The sequence below is a fragment of the Chryseobacterium sp. D764 genome (assembly GCF_019317325.1).
Classification (GTDB): Bacteria; Bacteroidota; Bacteroidia; order Flavobacteriales; family Weeksellaceae; genus Chryseobacterium.
Genome location: NZ_CP079219.1, coordinates 1,933,251 through 1,954,912, shown reverse-complemented (window position 1 = coordinate 1,954,912; position 21,662 = coordinate 1,933,251). Strand labels below are relative to the sequence as shown.

General features: G+C 36.1%; 22 protein-coding genes and 1 riboswitch. Of the genes, 13 read left to right on the top strand and 9 right to left on the bottom strand.

The window, feature by feature from the left end:
- Positions 1-208 precede the first annotated feature (208 nt).
- From KYG33_RS08785 to KYG33_RS08740, 10 genes are all read left to right on the top strand, one after another.
- Entirely contained in the window at positions 209-1,213 is a 1,005-nt protein-coding gene (locus KYG33_RS08785) for an AAA family ATPase (protein WP_077418735.1), read from the top strand.
- Positions 1,213-1,671 carry a GNAT family N-acetyltransferase gene (locus KYG33_RS08780; protein WP_219073088.1) on the top strand — a complete coding sequence of 153 codons (459 nt, stop codon included), beginning with the start codon at positions 1,213-1,215 and terminating at the stop codon, positions 1,669-1,671. The genes KYG33_RS08785 and KYG33_RS08780 overlap by 1 nt, the downstream gene beginning before the upstream one ends.
- A 60-nt stretch (positions 1,672-1,731) precedes the next feature.
- A complete protein-coding gene (locus KYG33_RS08775; RefSeq protein WP_047378531.1) occupies positions 1,732-2,595 on the top strand; it encodes a DUF58 domain-containing protein in 864 nt (287 codons plus the stop codon).
- 55 nt (positions 2,596-2,650) lie between these two features.
- Positions 2,651-3,547: a BatD family protein gene (locus KYG33_RS08770; protein WP_077418344.1), complete on the top strand. Its 897-nt coding sequence runs from the start codon at positions 2,651-2,653 to the stop codon at positions 3,545-3,547.
- The gene (locus KYG33_RS08765; protein ID WP_077418346.1) at positions 3,540-4,532 is read left to right on the top strand and encodes a VWA domain-containing protein; all 993 of its coding nucleotides are present in this window, start codon (positions 3,540-3,542) and stop codon (positions 4,530-4,532) included. The genes KYG33_RS08770 and KYG33_RS08765 overlap by 8 nt, the downstream gene beginning before the upstream one ends.
- Positions 4,532-5,539, top strand: coding sequence for a vWA domain-containing protein (locus KYG33_RS08760; protein WP_077418348.1), 1,008 nt, complete (start codon positions 4,532-4,534; stop codon positions 5,537-5,539). The genes KYG33_RS08765 and KYG33_RS08760 overlap by 1 nt, the downstream gene beginning before the upstream one ends.
- 99 nt (positions 5,540-5,638) lie before the next feature.
- The gene (locus KYG33_RS08755) at positions 5,639-6,382 is read left to right on the top strand and encodes a tetratricopeptide repeat protein (protein WP_219073087.1); all 744 of its coding nucleotides are present in this window, start codon (positions 5,639-5,641) and stop codon (positions 6,380-6,382) included.
- A gap of 23 nt (positions 6,383-6,405) precedes the next feature.
- The gene (locus KYG33_RS08750) at positions 6,406-8,121 is read left to right on the top strand and encodes a BatD family protein (RefSeq protein ID WP_257468966.1); all 1,716 of its coding nucleotides are present in this window, start codon (positions 6,406-6,408) and stop codon (positions 8,119-8,121) included.
- Between the two features lie 44 nt (positions 8,122-8,165).
- Positions 8,166-8,768 carry a MarC family protein gene (locus KYG33_RS08745; RefSeq protein WP_047387516.1) on the top strand — a complete coding sequence of 201 codons (603 nt, stop codon included), beginning with the start codon at positions 8,166-8,168 and terminating at the stop codon, positions 8,766-8,768.
- Positions 8,769-8,773: 5 nt separating this feature from the next.
- Positions 8,774-8,974 (top strand): hypothetical protein, encoded by a 201-nt coding sequence (locus tag KYG33_RS08740; RefSeq protein WP_047387519.1) that lies wholly within the window; start codon positions 8,774-8,776, stop codon positions 8,972-8,974.
- 328 nt (positions 8,975-9,302) lie between these two features.
- Here the strand turns inward: KYG33_RS08740 and KYG33_RS08735 are convergent, their stop codons facing one another.
- The 5 genes from KYG33_RS08735 to KYG33_RS08715 all read right to left on the bottom strand — a co-directional run bounded on the left by KYG33_RS08735 (position 9,303) and on the right by KYG33_RS08715 (position 13,888).
- Complete coding sequence (locus tag KYG33_RS08735) at positions 9,303-10,289, bottom strand: chorismate-binding protein (protein ID WP_219073085.1); 987 nt, start codon at positions 10,287-10,289, stop codon at positions 9,303-9,305.
- Between the two features lie 158 nt (positions 10,290-10,447).
- Positions 10,448-10,876: a PaaI family thioesterase gene (locus KYG33_RS08730; protein ID WP_149386627.1), complete on the bottom strand. Its 429-nt coding sequence runs from the start codon at positions 10,874-10,876 to the stop codon at positions 10,448-10,450.
- A gap of 45 nt (positions 10,877-10,921) precedes the next feature.
- Positions 10,922-11,509: a 1-acyl-sn-glycerol-3-phosphate acyltransferase gene (locus tag KYG33_RS08725; RefSeq protein ID WP_077418358.1), complete on the bottom strand. Its 588-nt coding sequence runs from the start codon at positions 11,507-11,509 to the stop codon at positions 10,922-10,924.
- A 316-nt stretch (positions 11,510-11,825) separates the two neighbouring features.
- Positions 11,826-13,547 (bottom strand): PspC domain-containing protein, encoded by a 1,722-nt coding sequence (locus tag KYG33_RS08720; RefSeq protein ID WP_219073084.1) that lies wholly within the window; start codon positions 13,545-13,547, stop codon positions 11,826-11,828.
- 11 nt (positions 13,548-13,558) lie between these two features.
- Complete coding sequence (locus KYG33_RS08715) at positions 13,559-13,888, bottom strand: PadR family transcriptional regulator (protein ID WP_047387534.1); 330 nt, start codon at positions 13,886-13,888, stop codon at positions 13,559-13,561.
- A 518-nt stretch (positions 13,889-14,406) separates the two neighbouring features.
- Between KYG33_RS08715 and KYG33_RS08710 the strand changes: the two genes are divergently transcribed.
- Positions 14,407-15,105 (top strand): XAC2610-related protein, encoded by a 699-nt coding sequence (locus tag KYG33_RS08710; RefSeq protein ID WP_077418362.1) that lies wholly within the window; start codon positions 14,407-14,409, stop codon positions 15,103-15,105.
- Position 15,106: 1 nt separating this feature from the next.
- Positions 15,107-15,697 (top strand): HD domain-containing protein, encoded by a 591-nt coding sequence (locus KYG33_RS08705; protein ID WP_077418364.1) that lies wholly within the window; start codon positions 15,107-15,109, stop codon positions 15,695-15,697.
- 57 nt (positions 15,698-15,754) lie between these two features.
- Here the strand turns inward: KYG33_RS08705 and KYG33_RS08700 are convergent, their stop codons facing one another.
- Both KYG33_RS08700 and KYG33_RS08695 read right to left on the bottom strand, forming a co-directional pair.
- Positions 15,755-16,138 (bottom strand): acyl-CoA thioesterase, encoded by a 384-nt coding sequence (locus KYG33_RS08700; RefSeq protein ID WP_002977578.1) that lies wholly within the window; start codon positions 16,136-16,138, stop codon positions 15,755-15,757.
- Between the two features lie 118 nt (positions 16,139-16,256).
- Positions 16,257-16,437: riboswitch (cobalamin riboswitch) on the bottom strand.
- A 33-nt stretch (positions 16,438-16,470) separates the two neighbouring features.
- On the bottom strand, positions 16,471-17,271 hold the full coding sequence (locus tag KYG33_RS08695; protein ID WP_077418366.1) for a hypothetical protein: 801 nt from the start codon (positions 17,269-17,271) through the stop codon (positions 16,471-16,473).
- A 259-nt stretch (positions 17,272-17,530) separates the two neighbouring features.
- Here KYG33_RS08695 and KYG33_RS08690 point away from each other — a divergent pair, with 259 nt between their 5' ends.
- Positions 17,531-18,622 carry a GEVED domain-containing protein gene (locus KYG33_RS08690; protein WP_219073083.1) on the top strand — a complete coding sequence of 364 codons (1,092 nt, stop codon included), beginning with the start codon at positions 17,531-17,533 and terminating at the stop codon, positions 18,620-18,622.
- A gap of 53 nt (positions 18,623-18,675) precedes the next feature.
- On the opposite strand, the gene KYG33_RS08685 is transcribed toward KYG33_RS08690, so the two are convergent.
- Both KYG33_RS08685 and KYG33_RS08680 read right to left on the bottom strand, forming a co-directional pair.
- Positions 18,676-19,344, bottom strand: coding sequence for a hypothetical protein (locus KYG33_RS08685; protein WP_219073082.1), 669 nt, complete (start codon positions 19,342-19,344; stop codon positions 18,676-18,678).
- A 109-nt stretch (positions 19,345-19,453) separates the two neighbouring features.
- Positions 19,454-21,601 (bottom strand): endonuclease MutS2, encoded by a 2,148-nt coding sequence (locus KYG33_RS08680; protein WP_180564324.1) that lies wholly within the window; start codon positions 21,599-21,601, stop codon positions 19,454-19,456.
- Between the last annotated feature and the right edge of the window lie 61 nt (positions 21,602-21,662).

Sequence of the window (21,662 nt, the reverse complement as noted above, 5' to 3'; positions counted from 1 at the left end):
AATGACAATTTTTGAGCAGGTGATTAAAGCAAAATTTATATATTTTTATGAAAAAATAGAATAATCTTATTGAGTTTTAAGCTTTCAGCAGTTCTTAACCTTGCATCAATACTGGAATATTTAACAAACTTTAACTCAAAAATGGCATTTATTGTGTTGATTAATGCAAGTATTTATCAGAAATTTACCACTTATTTTAAATCAAGCTATGTCAGAGATATATCAAGCTGAAGATATCCGCCAATTGACGGAAAAAGTAAAAGAAAAAAACTACTTATTTTCTCTTCTGAGACAGGAAATCAACAAAGTTATTATTGGGCAGGATTACATGGTAGACCGTCTTTTGGTAGGGCTTTTGGGGAATGGTCACGTTCTTCTTGAAGGGGTGCCGGGATTGGCTAAAACCCTTGCCATAAAAACGTTGGCAGATGCTGTTCATGGTGAATTTTCAAGAATTCAGTTTACACCGGATTTGCTTCCTGCAGACGTAGTGGGAACCATGATTTACAATATCAAAGACAATGATTTTTCTATAAAAAAAGGTCCTGTATTCGCGAACTTTGTACTGGCAGATGAGATCAACCGTGCGCCGGCAAAAGTGCAGTCGGCTCTTTTGGAGGTAATGCAGGAAAAGCAGGTGACCATTGGTGATGAAACAATGAAGCTGCCGAAGCCGTTCCTGGTATTGGCAACCCAAAACCCCATTGATCAGGAAGGAACTTATTTGCTGCCTGAAGCACAGAGTGACCGTTTTATGTTGAAATGTACCATAGATTATCCTTCTTTTGAAGATGAAAGGCAGGTAATGAGAATGGTTTCAACTTCACATCAGCCGACTGTGAAACCTGTGATTTCTCTTCAGGATATTGTAGATGCAAAAGAATTGATCAACCAGATTTACCTGGATGAGAAAATTGAAAAATATATTCTGGATATGGTTTTTGCGACGCGTTATCCGGAAAATTACGGTCTTTCTGATCTTAAAAATTATATCAGCTTTGGGGCGTCTCCAAGAGCATCTATTAACCTTGCTATCGCTTCAAGAGCATATGCATTCCTAAAGGGAAGAGCCTTTGTGATTCCTGAAGATGTAAAAGCATTGGCAAAAGATGTATTGAGACACAGAATAGGCTTGACTTTCGAGGCTGAAGCAGAAGAAGTTTCATCAGAAGAAATCGTTAATAGAATTTTAGCAAAAATCCAGGCCCCGTAATGAGTAATGTACTAATCAGAAAAGCAGTTCTGGAGGACTGTGCTTCCATGCTGGATTTAATTAAAGAGCTGGCGGAATATGAAAAAGCATTGCATGAAGTAACGGTGACGCTGGATGAATTTATTCAGGATGGTTTTGGAGTTACTCCGGTCTGGGGAGCTTTTGTGGCAGAATTTGAAGGTGAAATAGTGGGAATATCGCTGTATTATGACAGATATTCAACATGGAAAGGAAGAAGGCTGTATCTTGAAGATCTTGTTGTGACAGAAAGACTGAGAGGAAAACAGATCGGAAAAATGCTGTTTGATGCTACGCTGGAATATGGAAAATCAAAAAATTACAGTGGAATGGTGTTCCAGGTATTGAACTGGAATGAGCCAGCCATCAATTTTTATAAAAAATACAGTCCGAAGTTTGATAACGAATGGTTGAATGTATCTATTGAGTTGAAAGATTAACTTGAAACTATCATCCTGTATTCAACATTAAACTTTGAATTTTAAACCTTAATTTGGTCTATGCAGATAAAAGATATTGTAAAAAAAGTAAAGCAGATTGAAATCCGTACCAGAAAAAAGACGGAGGCTGCTTTGATGGGGCAATATCACAGCGCTTTTAAAGGGCAGGGGATGACTTTCTCTGAAGTTCGTCCTTACCAGTTTGGAGATGAAATCAGAAGAATCGACTGGAATAAAACTGCAAGATTCCGTGAGCCATTCGTAAAAGTAATGGAGGAAGAAAGGGAATTGACGATGATGATTCTTGTTGATATTTCTGCTTCCATGGATTATGGTACGAAAGTTCAGCTGAAAAGAGAATATGTAGCCGAAATAGCAGCAAGCCTAGGATTTTCAGCAGCCGGAAACAATGATAAAGTAGGATTGATCCTGTTTGCTGATAAAGTATATAAAGTAATTCCTCCTCAAAAAGGAAGAAAACATATTCTTTCCATTATCAGTAATATTCTGACCGCAGATTATGTTCCGGCAGAATCCAGAATAGACAAAGCTATGGAATATATGATGGGGATTTTTAAAAGGAAATCTTTGGTTTTTCTGTTTTCAGATTTTGGAGATGAATATGATTCCAAAATGCTGAGAGTAGCTTCAAAGAAGCATCAGTTGTTGGGAATGAGGATTTATGATGAAAAAGATAATGAAATTCCTGACGTAGGATATGCCCGTTTACTTGATGTGGAAACCGGAAAAGAAATATGGGCCAATACTTCCAGTGCAAGATGGCGGTATACCTTCGCTGAAGCTCAAAAACAAAAGCTGAGAGCTCTGGAAGAAGATTTTGCCAACAGCTCTGCCAGTTTTATGAATATTAATACCGGCTCAGATTATTCAAAATTGTTGTATAATTATTTTCAGAAAAAATAACACGGGCTCAGCTCGTAACTAAAAACATCAGGCATTTGCCTTTATTATTTTAACATTGAGAAAAATACTTTTAATATTATCTTTTCTGATCTGTGCGAATGCTTTTTCACAGATATTATCCTCTAACGTAGAAAAGAAAACCCTTGCTCTTGGAGAAATCAATCATATTACCATAAAGATTGATAATCTTAATGAGCAGCAGGTAACTTCCGCTCCGAAAAATGAACTGCTCCCTTTTCATTTTGAAGAAACCAAAGACAGTATCGGTCAGACGGCTAATTCTTACGAAAGAAAGATTGAATTTGCTGTTTTCGACGAAGGGAAGTTTACTATTCCGGAACTGGAATTCAAAGTAGGAGATAAAGTACTTACAACTATTCCTTATGAAATAGATGTCATTAATACGGCTCAGAAAGCAGATCAGATCAATGATATCATGAGTAATAAGCAGGTGAAACTTGACGCTAAGGATTATTGGGAGCTTTACAAGTTTTATATTCTGGCAGCACTCGCAGGTATTGCTTTAATCATTGCTATTGTTATGATTGTAAAATGGGGCAGGAAATCCAAAAGTTCTCCGGTAATAGCTACCAATCAGACTTTGAAAGAGCTTGACTCACTTAAAAAGAAAAAATATATTGAAGGAGGAAACTTCCGTTCATTCTATGTTGAACTGATCGATATTTCCAGAACCTTCATTACCAAACAATACCATCTTCCTGCAGATGTTCTTCTTACAGATGACCTTATTGATGTCATGAAAAAGAACAATACAATTTCACAGGACAACGAAAAAATAATAGAGGATGTATTCCTGAGAGGAGATCTGGTGAAATTTGCCAAAACCTTCCCTGATCAAAATACAATGGAGACCGATTTTGCCAATATCAGAGATTTTGTGAAAAGATCATCCAAAGATTTAGAATTCGAAAACTTAAGAAAGGATGTTTAATTTTGAATTTTACAGCCCATGGTTCTTGTTACTTTTTCTATTGTTTATCCCACTTTTAATTAAGGATACCGGAAAACAGAGAAGAAAAGGTATAAAAGTGCCTACCATAAAAAATATGGACCATAGCGATGGAATCCAGGGGGTACTTTTTTTACTGAAAATCTCAAAGTATATTATTCTTTCTGCCTTGATTATTGCCATGGCCAGACCGAGAACGTTTACGATTTCTCAAGACAGGGATGATACAAAAGGAGTAGATATTATGCTGTCCATTGACGTTTCGTTAAGTATGCTTGCAAAGGATCTGAATCCCGACAGAATTACAGCATTGAAAGATATTGCTGTAAAATTTGTTCAGAAACGTCCCAATGACAGAATTGGAGTGGTAGCTTATGCTGCAGAAGCCTTTACCAAAGTTCCGGTTACTTCAGATCATCAGGTGGTGGTTGATGAAATTAAAAACCTGAATTCTGCAGGTCTTGAACCTGGTACGGCTATCGGAGAAGGTCTTTCTGTTGCAGTGAATCATTTGGTTAAAAGCAAAGCAAAAAGTAAAGTGGTGATCCTGATGACGGATGGGGTAAGCAATATTCAGAATGCCATTCCTCCACAGGTTGCAGCTGAGCTGGCAAAAAATAATAATATAAAAGTATATGCAATCGGAATCGGTACCAATGGGTATGCTCTGATGCCGACATCGCAGGACATTTTTGGAGATCTTATCTTTACGGAAACGGAAGTGACTATTGATGAAAATACCTTGAAAGAAATTGCACAGACTACAGGAGGGAAATACTTCAGAGCAACCTCAAACAGTAGTCTGGAAGAAATATATGATGAGATCAACCAGCTGGAAAAATCTGATGTGAAAGTTTCCAAACTGTACAATTATGAAGAATATTTCAAGATATTTCTTTGGATTGCTTTAGGAATGTTGGTATTTGACGCATTATTGAGATGGGTGTTTTATAAAATTTTAAGCTGATGAGTTGGTCTTTAGGAAATTATTGGTATTTATTTTTACTGTTGCTTCTGCCGCTGTTAGCTTTCTTTTTGATCCGTTTCTTACAATGGAGAAACAAAAAAAGAGAAATTTTTGCAGCCAGCCAGTTTCACGATAACTTATTTGAAAAGAGATCAGGATTCACGAAGTTTTTTCCTGCATTATATTTATTAGGAACATTGTTTCTGATATTTTCCATCATTGATCTTTTGAATGGTTCAGAAGAGGTGAAAAGTACCCAGAAACTGAACAATGTGATCTTCATGCTGGATGTATCCAATTCTATGAATGCTGAGGATATAGACCCAAGCCGCCTTGCAGAAGCTAAAAACCTGATGACGGCTACAATGAAGAAAATGAATAATGACAAGGTGGGTATTGTCATCTTTGCCGGACATGCAATGTCTATCATGCCTCTTACCACAGATTATAATTCTGCAGAGACTTATATCAGCGGGATTGAAACCAATTCTATGCAGATTCAGGGGACGGATTTTCTAAAAGGGATGCAGGCTGCCGCGGATAAATTTAAAAATGTAAGCAAAGGATCAAGAAAAGTAATCTTGCTGAGTGATGGTGAAGATAACGAAGGGAACGATAATGCAGCGATAAGACTGGCAAATAAAGAAGGTATAAGCGTTACTTCTGTAGGAATTGGTACCGACGAAGGAGCCCCGGTTCCGGAATATGTATTTGGGCAGCTGATGGGGTACAAAACAGATGTGAACGGTGGAACAGTTATTTCAAAGAGACAGACTGAAGCCTTAAAGAAAATGGCAGAATCTACAGACGGAACTTATATTGATGGCAATAATATCAATGAAGCTCCGGACAGAATTGTTGATGCAGTCAATAAAAAGTCTGCAGGTGCTGAAACCATGGTGAAATCACAGAATGCCAATCATTATTATCAATATTTCCTTGGAGTATCTATTCTGTTTTTCTTTTTAATTTATATTTTTAATCCGAAAAAGGATTTTAATGTGTAGATTTCCCTTATTTATAGAAGAAATTCTACAAGTACTTTAACCGAATTTTAACAAATAAAACTCTGTTTCTTAACATATAAAGGAATAATTTTGCAAGTGATGAATACTAAAATCATATTTTTATCGTTTATTGTTGTCATCTCGTTCTCAGGCTTAATGTCTGGGCAGGAAAACTACAGGAATTTAGTTCATGAAGGCAACCAGAAATTTGACGGTAAAGATTATGACGGAGCCTCCTCAAAATATATGGAAGCAATAAAATCTAATGATAAAGATTTTACTGCTCACTATAATATGGGGAATGCTCTCTATAAAAGTAAAAAATACGAAGAGGCAAAGACGGAGTTTGAAAAAGCAGAGAAACTTTCACAAACACTTCCTGATAAGACTGCCGCTCTTCATAATTTAGGAAATGCTTATATGCAGATGAACCAGCCGGAAAAAGCGGCTGATTTTTATAAGAAAGCTCTGAAGCAGGATCCCTACAGTGAGGTAACCAGAAAAAATTATGAGATTGCCAAACTGAAAGAGAAAGAAAAAGAACAACAAAAGAACCAAGAGAATAGCTCAGGAAAAGGCGGCGGCGGAAATGATCAGAACAAAGGTGACGATCAGAAAGGCGATAAAGATAAAAAACAGGATCAAGGAAATGGCCCGCAAAACGAAGGTAAAAGCGACCAGGGGGATAATCCTAAGCAGAATCAGAATAATGAAGGCAGAATGCCTAAGAATCTTGAAAATGCGATCTTAGATAAAATAAACGAAAAAGAAAAAGAAACCGCCAGAAGAATTTTAAACAAAAATTCTTATTCGATGCCTGAAAGCAACGAGAAAGATTGGTGATGCAGCACAAATTGATTTACATATTGCTTACCCTCGCATCCGTAATTACTTACGGACAGGTAAATCTTACTCTGGATGCTGACAAATCCGAGTATGCAGGGAAGGATATCGTAAACCTTACTATTGTTCTTGAACTTAACGGAAGTGACCTTGTACAACAGACAGGTTTTCAGCTTCCGGATCTTTCAAAATTTAATATTATAGGAAGCGGATCTGTTACCAATACCGTGATTGATCCTGCTACCAATACTTTAATTACTCAAAAAGTATCGAGAATTGCTCTCGAACCTAAGAAAAAAGGAAAAATAAAAATTGGTTCTGTGCTGGTTACAGTAAACAACAGAATCTATAAAACAGAACCTTTCGATGTCAATATCCGTGATATTGTTGATAGAAGAGCATTAGCGGCCAATACATCCAATGATGTCTATCTGAATATGGAAATTGATGACAGGGAAGTCTATCAGGATCAGCCTACCATTGCTGTTCTTAGAGTATATTCAAGAAATATGGATAACCTGAGAAAGGTGAAAAATATCCATCTTCCACAGCAGGATAATATCAATGTACATCCTATTAATTTTGATAAATCTGAGATAGATCCGTCTGGATATGGAAATATGCCTTCACAGGTGTTGGCCATGTTTATGGTATTTCCAAATGAAGCAGGGTTTGTTGAAATTCCCGGAGTATCGGCTTCTGTGAGCAGCTATTCTAATAAAACGAAGATTGTCTCCAATAAAGTAAAAATCAATGTAAGAAAGCTTCCGGAAGGAGCTCCTGAATGTTTTAAAAATGCTGTTGGAAACTTTAATGTCAATGTATATAATGCTTCCAAAGAAAAGCCGGAAGCTAAAAAGCCGCTGAATGTTGTTGTGAAGGTTTCAGGAGAAGGAAACTTACCGGATATGGAACTTCCTAAAATTGCAGCATCTCCGGATTATGAAGTTTTTCCTCCGAAAATTACCTCCAAAATTTCTCCGGGAACTACAGGAATGAAAGGCGAGATTCTGGCTAATTATGTTATTATTCCAAAAAAATCAGGAGCAATCTCTATTAAAACTGAGCAATTTGCTTTCTTTGATCCTGAAAATAAAGAATATGTAGATTTGGGACAAAAAACACTGGATCTTAATGCTTTTTCTCACGATCAGATCCTGGAAGCCCGCTCTACGGTAGAAAAAGTAAATGAGTATACTAATAACCTACTGGAGACTGTAAATACACCGGTTTTAAAAACTACTTCATTTAAAGTAAAAGAAAAAAGTAAATTCCATTGGAATATCCTTTTAACGAATATCGCCATTCTTATAAGCTTATTTGTGGCTTATCTGTTATTTAAAAATTGGCAAAAAAAACGTACATTAGTTAGGGAAAATATACCGTCAAAACCTTTAGGTTCAGTAGCTGAAACAGAAAAAGAGATCAGAGAATTGCTGAAAACAGATATCAATGATTATTTCGGTTATCTGGAAAATCTTAAAGATAACGGCGATTATGAAAAGTTCTTTACAACGCTAGAGGAATTGGATCAGGAAGTGAGAAATCAGTATTTTCAAGGCTCTGCAGCAGAGTTTAAGACTTTTCTTGAAAAACACAAAGGCGCTTCAGTTGCAGAAGAATACAATAAATTGCAGCAGAGAGTTCAGATGGAGAAATACAATCCTGTGAAATCTGCTGATGCACTTGAAGAACTTTTGAAAACAATTGTTAATTTGTATTCACAAATTAGCAAATAGTCAGTTTATTTTCATATTTTTGCGAAATTTTTAATTACAAAGAGATGGAAATTTTTGATGGTTTCTCTTTTAAAGAGGTCGTTACCAGCTTTATGGTTCTTTTTGCCGTTATCGATATTATCGGCTCGGTTCCCATTATAGTAAGTCTTCAGCAGAAGTTCGGACAGATTGAGGCCGGAAAGGCTGCAATCACTGCTGGTGCTATTATGATTGTTTTCCTTTTCGTAGGAAACAAGATCCTTAAACTTATTGGAGTAGATGTAAATTCTTTTGCCATTGCCGGTGCTTTTGTGATTTTTGTCATAGCCCTGGAAATGATTTTAGGAATTGAAATTAATAAAACAACTGAAGCAAAGGCTGCATCTATTGTACCCATCGCATTTCCGCTGGTTGCAGGAGCTGGAACTTTAACCACAGCACTGTCTCTGAGGGCTGAATTTCATGATATTAATATTATCCTCGGAATTGTTCTTAATACAATTTTCGTATATTTGGTGCTGAAATCAGCGAAATGGTTGGAGAGGAAAATTGGGGATGCTACTTTGATGATCCTTCAGAAAGTTTTCGGAATTATCCTTTTGGCAATTTCAATTAAATTATTCACCGCAAATTTTGCCCAGTTGGTGCAGAATTATATTAATTTTTAAGAGTCATGAAGAAGTTTTATAAAGTATTTTTAGTACTGTTTATTGTATTCATCGCCATCAATCTTTATGCGATCAACTGGCAAGCGACAGATATCTTAGGAGATGAAGATAACGTTAGGTTTGCGTTCTCAGCTGGAGCTGCTGCATTAGGCCTTATTTTGCTTTTTGTAATGGATACATGGAGTAGAATCGGTTTAAAGAAATAATTGAATATTTCATATAGATATAAGCCTCTTTCATTTTGAAGGAGGTTTTTGTTTTATTAGGTAGAAGGTAATAGGGATTAGGAAATAGGTTATCTTAAATACAATTTTGGTTTTTTATATTCAATATAGGTGTGCTTTGGTCTGTTCAAAAAAGTATAAAACCTCAATTGGCATTAGTCGAAGCAAATTATTACGCAAAGTTCGCAAAAATGATTATAAACCATTTTAAAATCGTTCGCAATGGCGTTACACTCAGCAAAGAAAACTATAGGCAAATATCTGCGAAAATCCGGAAATCTGTGGTTAAATAGTACAATCAATCAAGATATTAAAAGTTTCCGGAGTTCTGTGAAATAACCAGGTTTTTCAATATGGCTTCAGACTTCAGTTCCGTTTCTTTCCATTCTTTCTCCGGATTGCTTTGAGCTGTTATTCCACCTCCCACAAAAACATGTACAGAATCTTTATAAAGCCTTGCACAGCGTAGATTTACAAAATACAGAATACTTTCTTCGGTTTCAACTTTGATATACCCGGCATAAAATTCACGTGGAAATTTTTCGTATTTACGGATATTCTCATTGCAAAAGTCTTTTGGAATGCCACAGACAGCAGGAGTAGGGTGCAGGTCCTGAATAATACGGTCAAGGTCTTCTGCTTTAATATGGGTCTTAAAATCTGTGCGTAAATGCTTTATATTTCCTGAAATATGATCATAGGTTTCCGATTGTTTTACATTGTCAGAATAATTGTTAAGAATATCCTGAATATAAGTAGTAACAGGTTTCTGTTCTTCAATTTCCTTTTCAGACCATTCTTCAGATACCGGAAGAGTACCGGCAAGGGCCATGGTTTCAAACTCGTGGGTGATTTTATTGAATTTTCCTAAAACTTCTGAGAAAGCCCCCATCCATGTGTTTTGCCCGTCGTTAAACAGATATCTGAAAGCATTGGGATAAGAATTACACAAATTTTCGAAACTTTCTCTATAATTGATTGTCTTGAAATCTGTAAAAATCTTCCTTCTTGAATAAACAAGTTTAGGCAGATTGTTTTCTTTGATTACTTCAATCACTTGCTGTAGAGTATTACAGTATTCTTCCTTCGTTTCAGCAGCAGAATTTGTTGAGTCACTGATCAATTCTTGGTTTGTAATTGAAGTATGGGTAAATTCTTCAGCATTAACTTCAACAATATTTCCATGGAAACTGATTTGATCTAAACCATTGTAGGAATAAAAATTGACTGCATTTTTTATATTTTTTTCATCAGCAGACAGTAGTCTTTCGTCAAAAGGGAGTTTGAAATAAATCATGAGCTATGAAGGAATTTTTGAAAATCAATGACCAGAAATAATATAAGGACTTTCCGGAGTAATTTTCCTTTCTGCAAAGGTATTACTAGTCTTAAAAATGTCAAAATAAAAAGAGCTTAAATTTATTTTAAGCTCTTTATTTTTTATGTTGTGGTAACTTATCTGTTAATGATATTATTCGTCATTGTTGTATGATTGATCAAAACACCTTTTTCATCACGGATTTCAATTTCTGAAACGTGCATGGATTTTCCTTTTCTGATAAAACGTGCAGTAGCCGTTACAATGCCGTCCTTTTTGCTTCTTAAATGATTGGAATTGATATTGGTTCCTACTCCGTAATATTTTTCACCATCAATGAAGATATTAGACAGGCTTGACCCTAAAGTTTCGGCCAAAACACAGCTTGCTCCTCCGTGCATGATTCCAAACGGCTGATGTGTTCTTGGAAGAACAGGCATAGTGGCAGTAAGGGTTTCATTTTCAAGATCAATATCGATGAATTTTATTTCAAGGGTTTTGGCAAGCGTTACATCTCCCCAGTTATTGATGAATGCTAATATTTCTTCTTTTGTCTGACCTTTCATTTTTTATAATTGATAAATGATGATTGATTAATTTCGTTTTTAGCTTTATTCATTACCGGTTCCCATGATATCAGGATTCCAGTTTTCGGGAACTTTCGGGACAATATCATTTTTTATATAATAGTCCTGAATTTCCTTCATAATTTCTGAAAAGGGAACGGAAGCTATTCTTTCGTAAGGAATAGTATAACCCAGGTAAACAATATTTCTTTTGAAATCACCTGCTGCCAGTACAATAGGAACTTTTGCAGCGAGGGCCATATGATAGAATCCTTTTCTCCATTTCGGAACCCAGCTTCTTGTTCCTTCCGGGGTAATAACAAGACTGAAATCTTCTTTGGAAAACTGGTTGGCTACAAAATTCACCAGATCATTTTTCTGGGTTCTGTCTATACCAATACCGCCAAGACCTTTTACGATACTTCCGTACCAGGCTTTGGTGTGGGCATCTTTAATAATGATTTTTAAAGGTTTTTCCAGTGACCAATAGGCGAAATTTCCTAAAATGTATTCCATATTATGGGTGTGAGGTGCTACCACTAGGATACACCTGTTCAGGTTGTTAACATCGCCCTGCAGAACGACCTTCCAGCCTAATATTTTTAACATTGCTTTGCCTATCAGCTTTTTCATAGATTTCTTGAATTAAAAACAAAAAAAGTATAACCAAACTTTGGTTATACTTTACAAATATATTGAAATATTATCGCTCTTAAAACAAACCGCTAATTAAATCTACGATTTTCATTACGAATTCCATTGCAAATTGTATCATGATAAAGCTGTGTTTTTGGTTGGTTGGTTATTAAATTTTAGCTCTACGAAATTAAACCTTTTTTTTTACATAAGAAACTAAATATGGTTTTATTTTTACTTTTCTGAGAGAAGAAGAGTGTGAATTTCAAACGGTTGCCATCCACTCACACCTTCTACCACTCTCTGAAGTTAATTATTTAGTTTGTATGGAAATTTCGTTTTTTCCGTCTTTGATTTTGATGTCCATATCTTTATTTGATTTTTTGATATTGGACACTGCAGAATCAATTACTTTCTTTGCCTGGTTGTTCGGAACTTTTTTGCCATTTACGATGATACTGTCTTGATCATCAGAGTTATACTCAATACTAGAACCGTTTACCGTGATTTTATTTTTTTCAATTCTAACGCCGTTGTTATCTTCATCGTTGTCCTGATCTTCATCATTGATACCATCTCCGTCTAAGTCACCATCAATATGGATATGGTTTTTGTTCATTGAAATAACCACTGCTTTTTGCGGAACTACAAGTTCATATTCCAGGCTATAGTCTCTGAATCTGTGTTCATATGGATATTTGATATAGTTTGGAAGTAGTATTTTGTTGTTTACAACTTCTACAGGAACTGTCAGCTGAATTGGGAAATTGTATCCTTTTCCTTCTTTTTTGATGATCAGATAAGGTGTTTTAATATCTGGCTTTCTTGTTACGTCTACAGAGATATAGTCTTCTTCATACACTGATCTTTTGTCAGAATAAATGTCATTATTATAAGCTTTGAAATTCTGAGGAATATTGATTTGCTTTACATCTACATACACTGTATCTGAAGTAGTGTTGATGGCCACATTCTCTACATCTTCCTTACTTCCTCTGTAGATCATGTCTTTTTTAGCCATGCTTATTCCGAAGTACGTTCCCAGTCCGATCAGAAGAAGAAATAAACCTCCTACTACCCATCCGATATTTCTCAGTTTTGTTTTTGGAGAAAATATCTTAATACTTAATAAGCTGAAAAGGATTGCTGGAATTAAGCTTCCGATTACCATCATGGCTGCCAATACTTTATCAAGACCCTGGTCATCCATATAGAATCTTATTTCATTGGCACCAGGAAAGTCTGTATCCATTCCGAAAAGACCGAATAATACAAATACTCCGATAATGCTGCTTACAGCCATCAATACGAAGAATCCTCCTACGATATACTTGAAAACATTCCAGATTCCGCTGCTTGCATTGTTGATATAAGGTTTGTTTTCGTTGTATATTTCTCCGACCCTCTGAGTAGATTCATTGGCAAACTGAACCAATTTATTAGACTCATTCTTAAGATTGTCGAAGTTCATAGGCTTTCCCTGCATTTTCAGGAAATCTGCTGCTGTTTCAGCTTTTGGAAGTACGATCCAAAGGATTACATATAAAAGACCGATCAGTGAAGATGAAATGGCTGCTGTAAAAATTCCTAATACAAAGATTCCCAGCCAGATTGCTCTCATTGCGGTAATATCCATTCCTACATATTGAGCTAAACCTGCGCAAACCCCTGCTACTTTTTGTTTTTCCGGGTCACGGAACAGTTGTTTTTTATCGGAATAATAAGTTCCTGAATTGGTATTTCTGGTAGATGTTTTTTCAGAAAAATAAGCCTCTTCCTGTTCTTCAATTTTTTCCGGGCTTCCGATCTGTGCGATTACCTTTTCTACATCGGTATCATTTATTACTTCACGTTTTCCCAGAGAATCTTTGAATATCTCCACCATTCTTATTTCTATGTCATGCATTACCTCATCAGCTTCAGAAGCATCCAGTGAGCTTCTCAAAGCATTCAGGTAATCGCTGAGCTTTATATATGCGTGTTCTTCTATTGTAAAAGAAAAACCTGCGAGTCCTATTGAGAGTGTCTTGTTCATAGCTTTGTTTTTTAATTTTGTTGGGTGATGTTTTTTACTGAGGCTGTCAGCTCATTCCATGTGTTTTGAAGTTCATCCAGGAAAAGTTTTCCTTTTTCTGTGATCTGATAATATTTTCTGGGTGGTCCTCCTGTAGATTCTTCCCATCTGTAAGAGAGAAACTCTCCGTTTTTAAGTCTTGTAAGAAGAGGGTAGAGGGTTCCTTCCACTACATCCAGTTTTCCTTTTTTCAGTTCGTCAATAAGATCAGAAACATACATTTCGCGATTATTGATGAGACTTAGAATACAGAATTCCAGAATTCCTTTTCGCATTTGCGCTTTGGTATTTTCGGTATTCATCTTTGATAAGTTTTGTTAATTAGTTATATAATTTTCGAAGTTCGGAACCTAGCTAGTTGTACCTATTTCGATTTTACATTACAAAGATATGTAAATAAAATGGTATTATGCAATACAAAGTAGTGAAATTTTTAAAATAAATAGTATAAATATTTGATAATCAGATTTATAAATTTTACTATGAATTTTGATAAGAATGAATTTGATCAAAAAATGTTTAAATTTTAAATGAAAATGAAAGAAATAAAGAGAAAAAAAGTTATCATTCATTAATTATTGCTCATTACCCAAGATATAGCCCCGATAGCAGCGGTTACCTCACAGCGGCTTGGGTTCAGGTACGGAGCGAGGAGTATGAGCGTATAGCGGGAAATAGCTTCTTATTACTGAACACTCTTTTATTTAAAGGCTGTTAAAATGTTTCAGATCCTTACAGATAATAAGGCCGGAATTTTGAGATCGGTATTATGATTCGTATTTTTGTTAGGAAAAAAACACCTAAATCACTTACTATTACCATGAATTTATTCAATAAGTATAAACATTTACCGGCTTTTGTTTTACTGGGGCCTGCATGTTTCGGACAATATCAGTTTGAGGTTAAAAATGCATCAAAGAATTATGATGCAATCATCCAGGTAGAAAATTGCTATGATGACCGGTGCAGCGGCAAAGGAACTGTAGAATTGTTTGATCATAAAAATACAAAGGTACAGACTTTTGCATCGGATAATCTGGTGTTGGAAACAGATCAGACTGAAAAGCCCAGGCTGGGAAAAATGATCCAGCTGACAAATAAACAGAACTCTGTAATCATTAATGATTTTAATTTTGACGGAACTGAAGATATAGCGGTAAGGAACGGGAATATGGGAAACTATAGCGCTGCTTCCTATGACGTTTATGTATTCAACAGTACAAGAATGGCATTTGTGAAGAGTAAAGAACTTACGGATCTTGCGTCCAGTGCTCTTGATATTTTTGATGTGGATGTGAAACGTAAGCGCCTGATCTCCTATGGAAAATCTGGCTGTTGTGATATTTTTACCACTGAATATGCTGTTGTTCCCAATAAAGGACTTGATAAAGTCTTTGAAAAAGAAGAAGATATGACGGTAGAAGGCCGCGTAAAAGTGATCACTAAAGAAAAGATCAATAATAAGTGGGTAACCAAAACAAAGGTGTACCCTTCAGAACAATATAATAGAGAAAAGTAAGATGAAAATTCAGAAAGAGATTGATTTTATCCTGGCAGTGGATGCCTTGAAAAATGTACAGCGAAGAAATTATAATGCTGACGATTCCCGAAGAGAGAATACTGCGGAACATTCATGGCAGATCATCATTCTGGCTCAGATTCTTTATCCATATGCTAAAAACCGTGCAGATATTGATCTGTTGAGAGTGATAAGAATGCTTTCCATTCACGATTTGGTAGAGATAGAAGCTGGGGATACCTTTATTTTTGATGAAAAAGCAATGGTAGGGAAGTTTGACAGAGAGAAAGCATCTGCACAAAAGATTTTCGGTATCCTGGATGAGCCTTTGCGTACAGAGTTCTTCAATCTATGGCTTGAGTTTGAAGATGAGAAAACACCGGATGCTATTTTTGCCTGTGGAATCGACAGAATTATGCCATTTATCTTAAATTCTCATACTTCAGGAAAAAGCTGGACGGAAGCCGGAGTAACAGAAAAACAAATCCGGAATATGCTTGAAAATGCTATCAGCAGAGCATCGGATGAAATGGGAGAAGCCTTTGAACTGCTGCTGAGCAGAAGCCTGGAAACTGAAAAAGTTGTGAAATAAATTTATTGAAAATAGAATAATTTTCGGGCGGCCTTTGGCCGCCCGAAAATTTATCATTTATAGTATCTGGATTGGTTTCTTGAATTCGTCAATCGCTACAAAAGTAAAATCACCTACAATGGCTTTTTCTCTTTCATAGGAATACATCTGCTCGGTATAGATCTCAACATTTACTTTCATACTTGTTTTTCCTACGTATGAAACTTTGCCAATCAGTTCAACAATAGTTCCGGCTGGAATAGGTTTCTTGAAATCGATCTTGTCACTGCTCACTGTTACCACTCTTTTTCTGGCAAATCGTGTGGCTGTAATAAAAGCTACTTCGTCCATCAGCTGCATGGCCGTACCACCAAAAAGGGTATCGTAATGATTGGTTGTGTTAGGGAAAACCGCTTTAAAGATTCTGGTTTCGGATGCTTCAATTCTTTCTTCTGTAGTCATATATCATTATTAATTAAAGCGAAATGAAAACGATATTAAAACAACAGAATAATGACAGGAACTTAAAGAACCCCCTGAAACAATCCATCAGATCAATACAACTTCAAATCGCGAAAGTTATTTGTTTAAAGAAATAGGCAGGTCTCCTGACTTGTAACATCTTTTATCTCCTTCCCATGCCTCGCACAGTGGATCTTTGATAAAGATTTCAGTTACTTACAGTTGCGCGACAGTCCGTGATTTTCACACGGTTCCCTTTTAATCTGCAGTGATGCAGAACCAATTCCTGTGATGAATAAGCGTAAAACTTTTCGAGTGCAAAAATAATGAATTTATTCCGGATTATGGTAAATAATCTGGCTGATTACTCTTCCTTTCTTGATGGTCCACAGCGTGGTGTATCTGTTTTCTCCTGAACCGTTTATCATGTATAAGAAAATATTATCGGTGTCCAGGGATGTTACGCCAATATTCTCAAAATCCATAGTAGGCTGGAACATGTTTTTGATGGCTTCTCTTACAAAGACAGAACCTCTTCCGGGTTGTTGTACTCTGATTGATTTGATCTCAGTCATTCCTTCAGGAAGATCATTTCCGATTCCCCAAGGTTTTACTTTATCAATGGTAAGAAGTTTTCCTTCCGCATCTTTTTCCTTTTTACGGTAGCCGGCATTGGAAGGGTAGATATCAATCACAACTTTGCTTCTTTGGGCAGTAGGAACTTTTGGATCAGAATTATCTGTGAAAATAAGTGATTTTCCGTTTTTGGACCTGGAGGGAGTATAGGCCGGAAGCTGGTCTATATAAGCAATACGTTCTTTATTGACCATTCCTTCTTTGTCCAGTGTTTCATAACGTACAAATGGTTTGTCTTCATCCTGTTTTTCAGGATATTTGATCCAGATCCACTCTGTTTCTCCGGGAGCAGGTTTTACATAAACAAATACATCTCCTTTACGCATACGGATCTTATCTACAATTTTTCTGTAATTGTCTTTATGAACCCGTACATTGGCATATCCTTCTTCAGCTTTTACAACTCCGAAAGGAACTTTATTCTGCCCTTTTACAAAGGCTATAGATAAAATACTGAAAGCGGATAAATAGAATGCTTTGTTTATGAAAGTCATCATGAAAATTTTTTGATCCCCCAAATATATAAATTAAATGCTTTTCAGGAGATAATTTATACCATTGCAGTTCTTTAAAATCTTGTATTTGTTTCAGATGGATTAAAAATGCAGATATCTTATGGGATTATTTTGTATAATAGGTGTGATTTTTGGCTTGTAATTTAAAATGTATTGATAAAATATAACAATAAATGAAATATTTATAAGAATTATTTCAAAAAATGCTCTATTTTTCAGGAGAATTTAAAAACTAATAAACATGACAAAAAGACTACTTTATGTATTCTCTTTTATTTTGGGTATTTCAAGCTTTCAGGCAGAAAACAAGATAGAAGCAGGATCAAAATCTTTATTTTATTGTGATACAAATGCTCCAACAGATGTTGTGGTATCAAATGTTAGCCTTACTTCCGCAACGGTTACCTGGACTGCCGACCCAAATACTCCGAACAATTATGTAAGATACCGGAAAGCTGGCAGTACCACCTGGATGATAGCAACGGGATTGTCTGGGCAAAATGTGTTTACTATTGGTATGTTAGAGCCCTGTACAATTTATGAAGTACAAGTTGCAAAAATATGTAACACGATAACGGGAACATGGTCCACTCCTATATTTTTTACAACAGTCATCAATTACTGTGCAAGCGCTTCTACAGATACCAGCATGATGCATATTTCCAATGTGACAGTAAACTCCACAGGGGTTACGGCTCCCATGGTCAGCAACTCCGGCTCATCCAACTATACAGATTACAGAAGCGATGTAAGCCGTAGAATAAAGTTTTTTGTAGGAAGTGTGGGCAATAAACTTTCGGTAAGTAATAGCTGGACCGGAACTCCAGGTACAACAACGGTAACTGCATGGATAGATCTCAATGCTAACGGCATTTTTGAATCCAGTGAAAGAGTAATGGTTGCCAATAATGTTACTCAGGCAGCTCCGGCTGTGTCTGTATTTAATATTCCAAGTTTTGCAACACTGACAACGTGTGGTACTGTAATGCGAGTGGTTTCAAGTCAAACTACACCTACAGATGCTTGTGGGACATTCACCTATGGCGAGGTTGAAGATTATGGGGTAGATATTATAAATCTCACACTAAGCGTTGGAGAATCAGTAAAATCTGTACAGCCTGAAATTTATCCTAATCCGGCATCTGATATTTTAAATATTTCCGGCACTTCAGAAGCAGCAAATTTTGAAATTTATAATGCTGTGGGACAAAAAACAGGAGAAGGTAAAGTTTCAGATCATAAAGTGAGCCTTCATCACCTTTCAAAAGGTGTTTATTTCATCCAGCTGAAAGACAGAGAAAGAGTAACCCGACTAAAATTCATTAAGAAATAAAATGAAAAAAGAGTGTTTGAAAAAACACTCTTTTTTTATCTGCAATATAGTTTTTAAGATTCTGTATTTTGTTGTGTAGAACCATAAATGGCTTGGGGATTATTTTTCAGAAAGTAAGAAAAGATCCCATAGAATAAAAGAACGAAAAGATATAAAACGGAACATAGATAAAACGCAGTCCCGAAACCATAGCTGATCGAAATATCACTTCCAAATCCCATCGCTATTTTATTATTTCCAAATCCTTCCATATTAGATTGAAATGTCAGATAAAAAATAAGTAAAGAGGCGAGTCCTATAATAGAAAGAATAATATGATACAGATATTTCTTTCTGACATTCTTCATCACCTGAACAAGAATTCCTGCAATAGCAGCCAAAAATGCAATGATGATCAATGGGTTAGGAGGAATGTTTTGCTTGTCTTTTTTATTCTTGGGTTCGTTCAGAGGCGAATATTCAATATCTGTGTCTGAAGATGTATCTGCTTCTGCTTTATCATTTCCAAGTGCGGCGCCAAAAGGTGAGCTTTTTTTGAGGCTTTCCTTCATTCGCTCATTGATAGCCTTTTTGGAAACTCCTGTTATAAGATCAGTTCCTTTGACAGACATTAATGTTGTATCTCCACATTTTATCAGGAAAAACGGAAAGAAAAAACATAGAATAATAATCGTATAACTGGGTATTGGTAAAAGGTCTGAAAGTGCTTTTAATGGTTTCATAAATTATAGTTTTATATAAAAATAGAAAAAATTTAGGATTAAATAGAAAAGGGAGAGCACCTTCTGGCACTCTCCCTTGTTATTTGCATTTACTTAATTTTCGGATTAATTAGATTCTCTCAAGTTCATCCGCATTAATTGTTGTTTTGAAAGTTCCGTAATTAACAATCACTTTGTTTCGGGAAATCTTTTCGATAGTTCCTACACTGGTACTTCCTGTAATACGAACACGCTGTCCAATCTTCATCCAAAGAGCACGGTCGCTTTTACGCTGTTCTTCCAGTTTTTCATTGGTTTCTGCAATTTTTTCAATGACTTCCTCCTTTTTCAGCTGTTGAGTAATTTTTCTCTTAACAACCTGCAGGCGTTTTGTTTCATCTTTGTCATGGCCCAATTTTCTGAATTTCTCTTGCTCAAGAAGCTTTACAAAGTCTTTTACAACATCCTTTCTGGATTTTCCCTTTGTATAACTGTCGATGAATGTTTCAATCTTATTCCCGAACTGAAGCTTGCGGTGTTCCTCCTCATATAATTTCTGGAAATTGAAAAGTTTCTGCTGAAGCTGATCATTCAGTTTCTGAAGATTGTCACGCTTATCTTCTACAGATTCTTTTCTTTCTGCAAGATCAGATTTCAGCTTTTCAACTTCAAATTTCTCCTGCTGCAGCTTTACAATAGTCTTATCAAGGTTAACAATATCATGCTCTACCTTTTTCTTCGCAGAATGGATAATAAATCTTGGGATTTTATTCTTTTCTGCAACTTCAAAAGTAAATGAACTTCCTGCCTGGCCTACTTCCAGCTTATACATCGGCTCCAGTGTTTCTTCATTGAAGAGCATTGCTGCGTTCTGGGCATTGGGAAGCTGTTCTATCACCAGTTTAATATTGGTGTAGTGCGTTGTAATAATGGCAAAACTCTTTTTGTCGTAGAAAAACTCCATGAAACTTTCTGCCAGCGCACCTCCAAGTTCAGGATCAGAACCGGTACCAAATTCATCAATCAATAGAAGCGTATTGGCATCTGCCTCACGGATGATTCCGGACATTTTCTTCAATCTGGATGAATAAGTCGACAGGTGGTTTTCAATGGATTGATTATCACCAATATCGGTCATGACTTTCTCAAAGAAAAACATTTCAGATTTGGGATGAACCGGAACCAGAATACCACTCTGAATCATCAGCTGTAATAATCCTACTGTTTTCAGAGTAATTGATTTTCCACCGGCATTAGGCCCGGAAATACAGATGATTCTGTTATGTTCTGTTAAAGCAAGAGTCTGGGGATGAATCGTTTTATTCTCTACTTTATTTCTCAACCATAGCAATGGATGGTAAGCGTCTTTAAGCTTCAATGTCTTATGACGGTTGATCTTTGGAAGAATTCCATTCACTAAATCAGCAAATTTAGCTTTCGCTCTTGTAAGATCCAGGTCAAAAATATAAACCTGATATCTCCATAGCTGAGGTTGAAACTCTGCCAGTTCTGTGGTAAGCTGTCGGAGAACTTTGTCGATTTCTTTTTTCTCTTCTTCTTCACTTTCACGAAGCTTGAAGTAATGTTTTACAACACTGTCCGGCTGAATGTAAGTAATGGAACCTGTTTTGGAAATTCCCAACGTTCTTCCGGCCACTCTTTTTTTGAATCCTGATTTTACAGCCAGAACTCTTTGGTCATCAATAATTGTTTCCCGGATATCATCCAAAAAGTCACTCTGTCCATAGGTGGTGAGTGCACGGTTGAAATTTTCCTGAATTGCTTTTTTAGCAAGCTGAATTTCAGTTCTTATGCCTTTTAAGGCCGGAGAAGCTTCATTTTTTACTTCACCAAAACGGTTGAAAACCTTATCTACTTTATCAATGATCTCTTTTCTGAATTCCAGTACAGAAACTTCTTGTAATAAAGTAGGAAATGTTTCGGGCATGGTAGGGAAGAACTTCTGCAGTTTTCCGATCTGTTCCGTGATGGTTTTTATTTTGATGAAAGCAGCATTTTCCAGTCGGTAATTCTCAATCAGCATCAGTTTCAGCTCACTTTCAATATCTTCATATTCATCAAACGGAATCGCATTTGAACTTTCAAAACTCGACAGATATTCTGACGTTTTTTTTAACGAAAGTTCCGCCTCGTCTATTTCCATTGGGCGAAGTTGAAGAATTTTTTCTCTTGTTTTCGGAGAATACGCAAATGGGGAGATTTCCGCGAGCAATTGCGGAAACTCTAATTCGTCTAAATCTTCTTTATCTATATACACACTGCAAATTTAGTGAGAATTTTGATTATTACGTATATCCGAGAGATTTACAGAATAAATT

Bases quoted from the DNA above. Each gene is read 5' to 3' on its own strand.
- KYG33_RS08765 (WP_077418346.1), top strand. From the start codon at position 3,540: ATGTTTAATTTTGAATTTTACAGCCCATGGTTCTTGTTACTTTTTCTA.
- KYG33_RS08695 (WP_077418366.1), bottom strand. From the start codon at position 17,271: ATGATGACTTTCATAAACAAAGCATTCTATTTATCCGCTTTCAGTATT.
- KYG33_RS08685 (WP_219073082.1), bottom strand. From the start codon at position 19,344: ATGAAACCATTAAAAGCACTTTCAGACCTTTTACCAATACCCAGTTAT.
- KYG33_RS08735 (WP_219073085.1), bottom strand. From the start codon at position 10,289: ATGATTTATTTCAAACTCCCTTTTGACGAAAGACTACTGTCTGCTGAT.
- KYG33_RS08785 (WP_077418735.1), top strand. From the start codon at position 209: ATGTCAGAGATATATCAAGCTGAAGATATCCGCCAATTGACGGAAAAA.
- KYG33_RS08700 (WP_002977578.1), bottom strand. From the start codon at position 16,138: ATGACTACAGAAGAAAGAATTGAAGCATCCGAAACCAGAATCTTTAAA.
- KYG33_RS08710 (WP_077418362.1), top strand. From the start codon at position 14,407: ATGAATTTATTCAATAAGTATAAACATTTACCGGCTTTTGTTTTACTG.
- KYG33_RS08755 (WP_219073087.1), top strand. From the start codon at position 5,639: ATGAATACTAAAATCATATTTTTATCGTTTATTGTTGTCATCTCGTTC.
- KYG33_RS08760 (WP_077418348.1), top strand. From the start codon at position 4,532: ATGAGTTGGTCTTTAGGAAATTATTGGTATTTATTTTTACTGTTGCTT.
- KYG33_RS08725 (WP_077418358.1), bottom strand. From the start codon at position 11,509: ATGAAAAAGCTGATAGGCAAAGCAATGTTAAAAATATTAGGCTGGAAG.
- KYG33_RS08745 (WP_047387516.1), top strand. From the start codon at position 8,166: ATGGAAATTTTTGATGGTTTCTCTTTTAAAGAGGTCGTTACCAGCTTT.
- KYG33_RS08715 (WP_047387534.1), bottom strand. From the start codon at position 13,888: ATGAATACCGAAAATACCAAAGCGCAAATGCGAAAAGGAATTCTGGAA.
- KYG33_RS08780 (WP_219073088.1), top strand. From the start codon at position 1,213: ATGAGTAATGTACTAATCAGAAAAGCAGTTCTGGAGGACTGTGCTTCC.
- KYG33_RS08775 (WP_047378531.1), top strand. From the start codon at position 1,732: ATGCAGATAAAAGATATTGTAAAAAAAGTAAAGCAGATTGAAATCCGT.
- KYG33_RS08705 (WP_077418364.1), top strand. From the start codon at position 15,107: ATGAAAATTCAGAAAGAGATTGATTTTATCCTGGCAGTGGATGCCTTG.
- KYG33_RS08730 (WP_149386627.1), bottom strand. From the start codon at position 10,876: ATGAAAGGTCAGACAAAAGAAGAAATATTAGCATTCATCAATAACTGG.
- KYG33_RS08690 (WP_219073083.1), top strand. From the start codon at position 17,531: ATGACAAAAAGACTACTTTATGTATTCTCTTTTATTTTGGGTATTTCA.
- KYG33_RS08720 (WP_219073084.1), bottom strand. From the start codon at position 13,547: ATGAACAAGACACTCTCAATAGGACTCGCAGGTTTTTCTTTTACAATA.
- KYG33_RS08740 (WP_047387519.1), top strand. From the start codon at position 8,774: ATGAAGAAGTTTTATAAAGTATTTTTAGTACTGTTTATTGTATTCATC.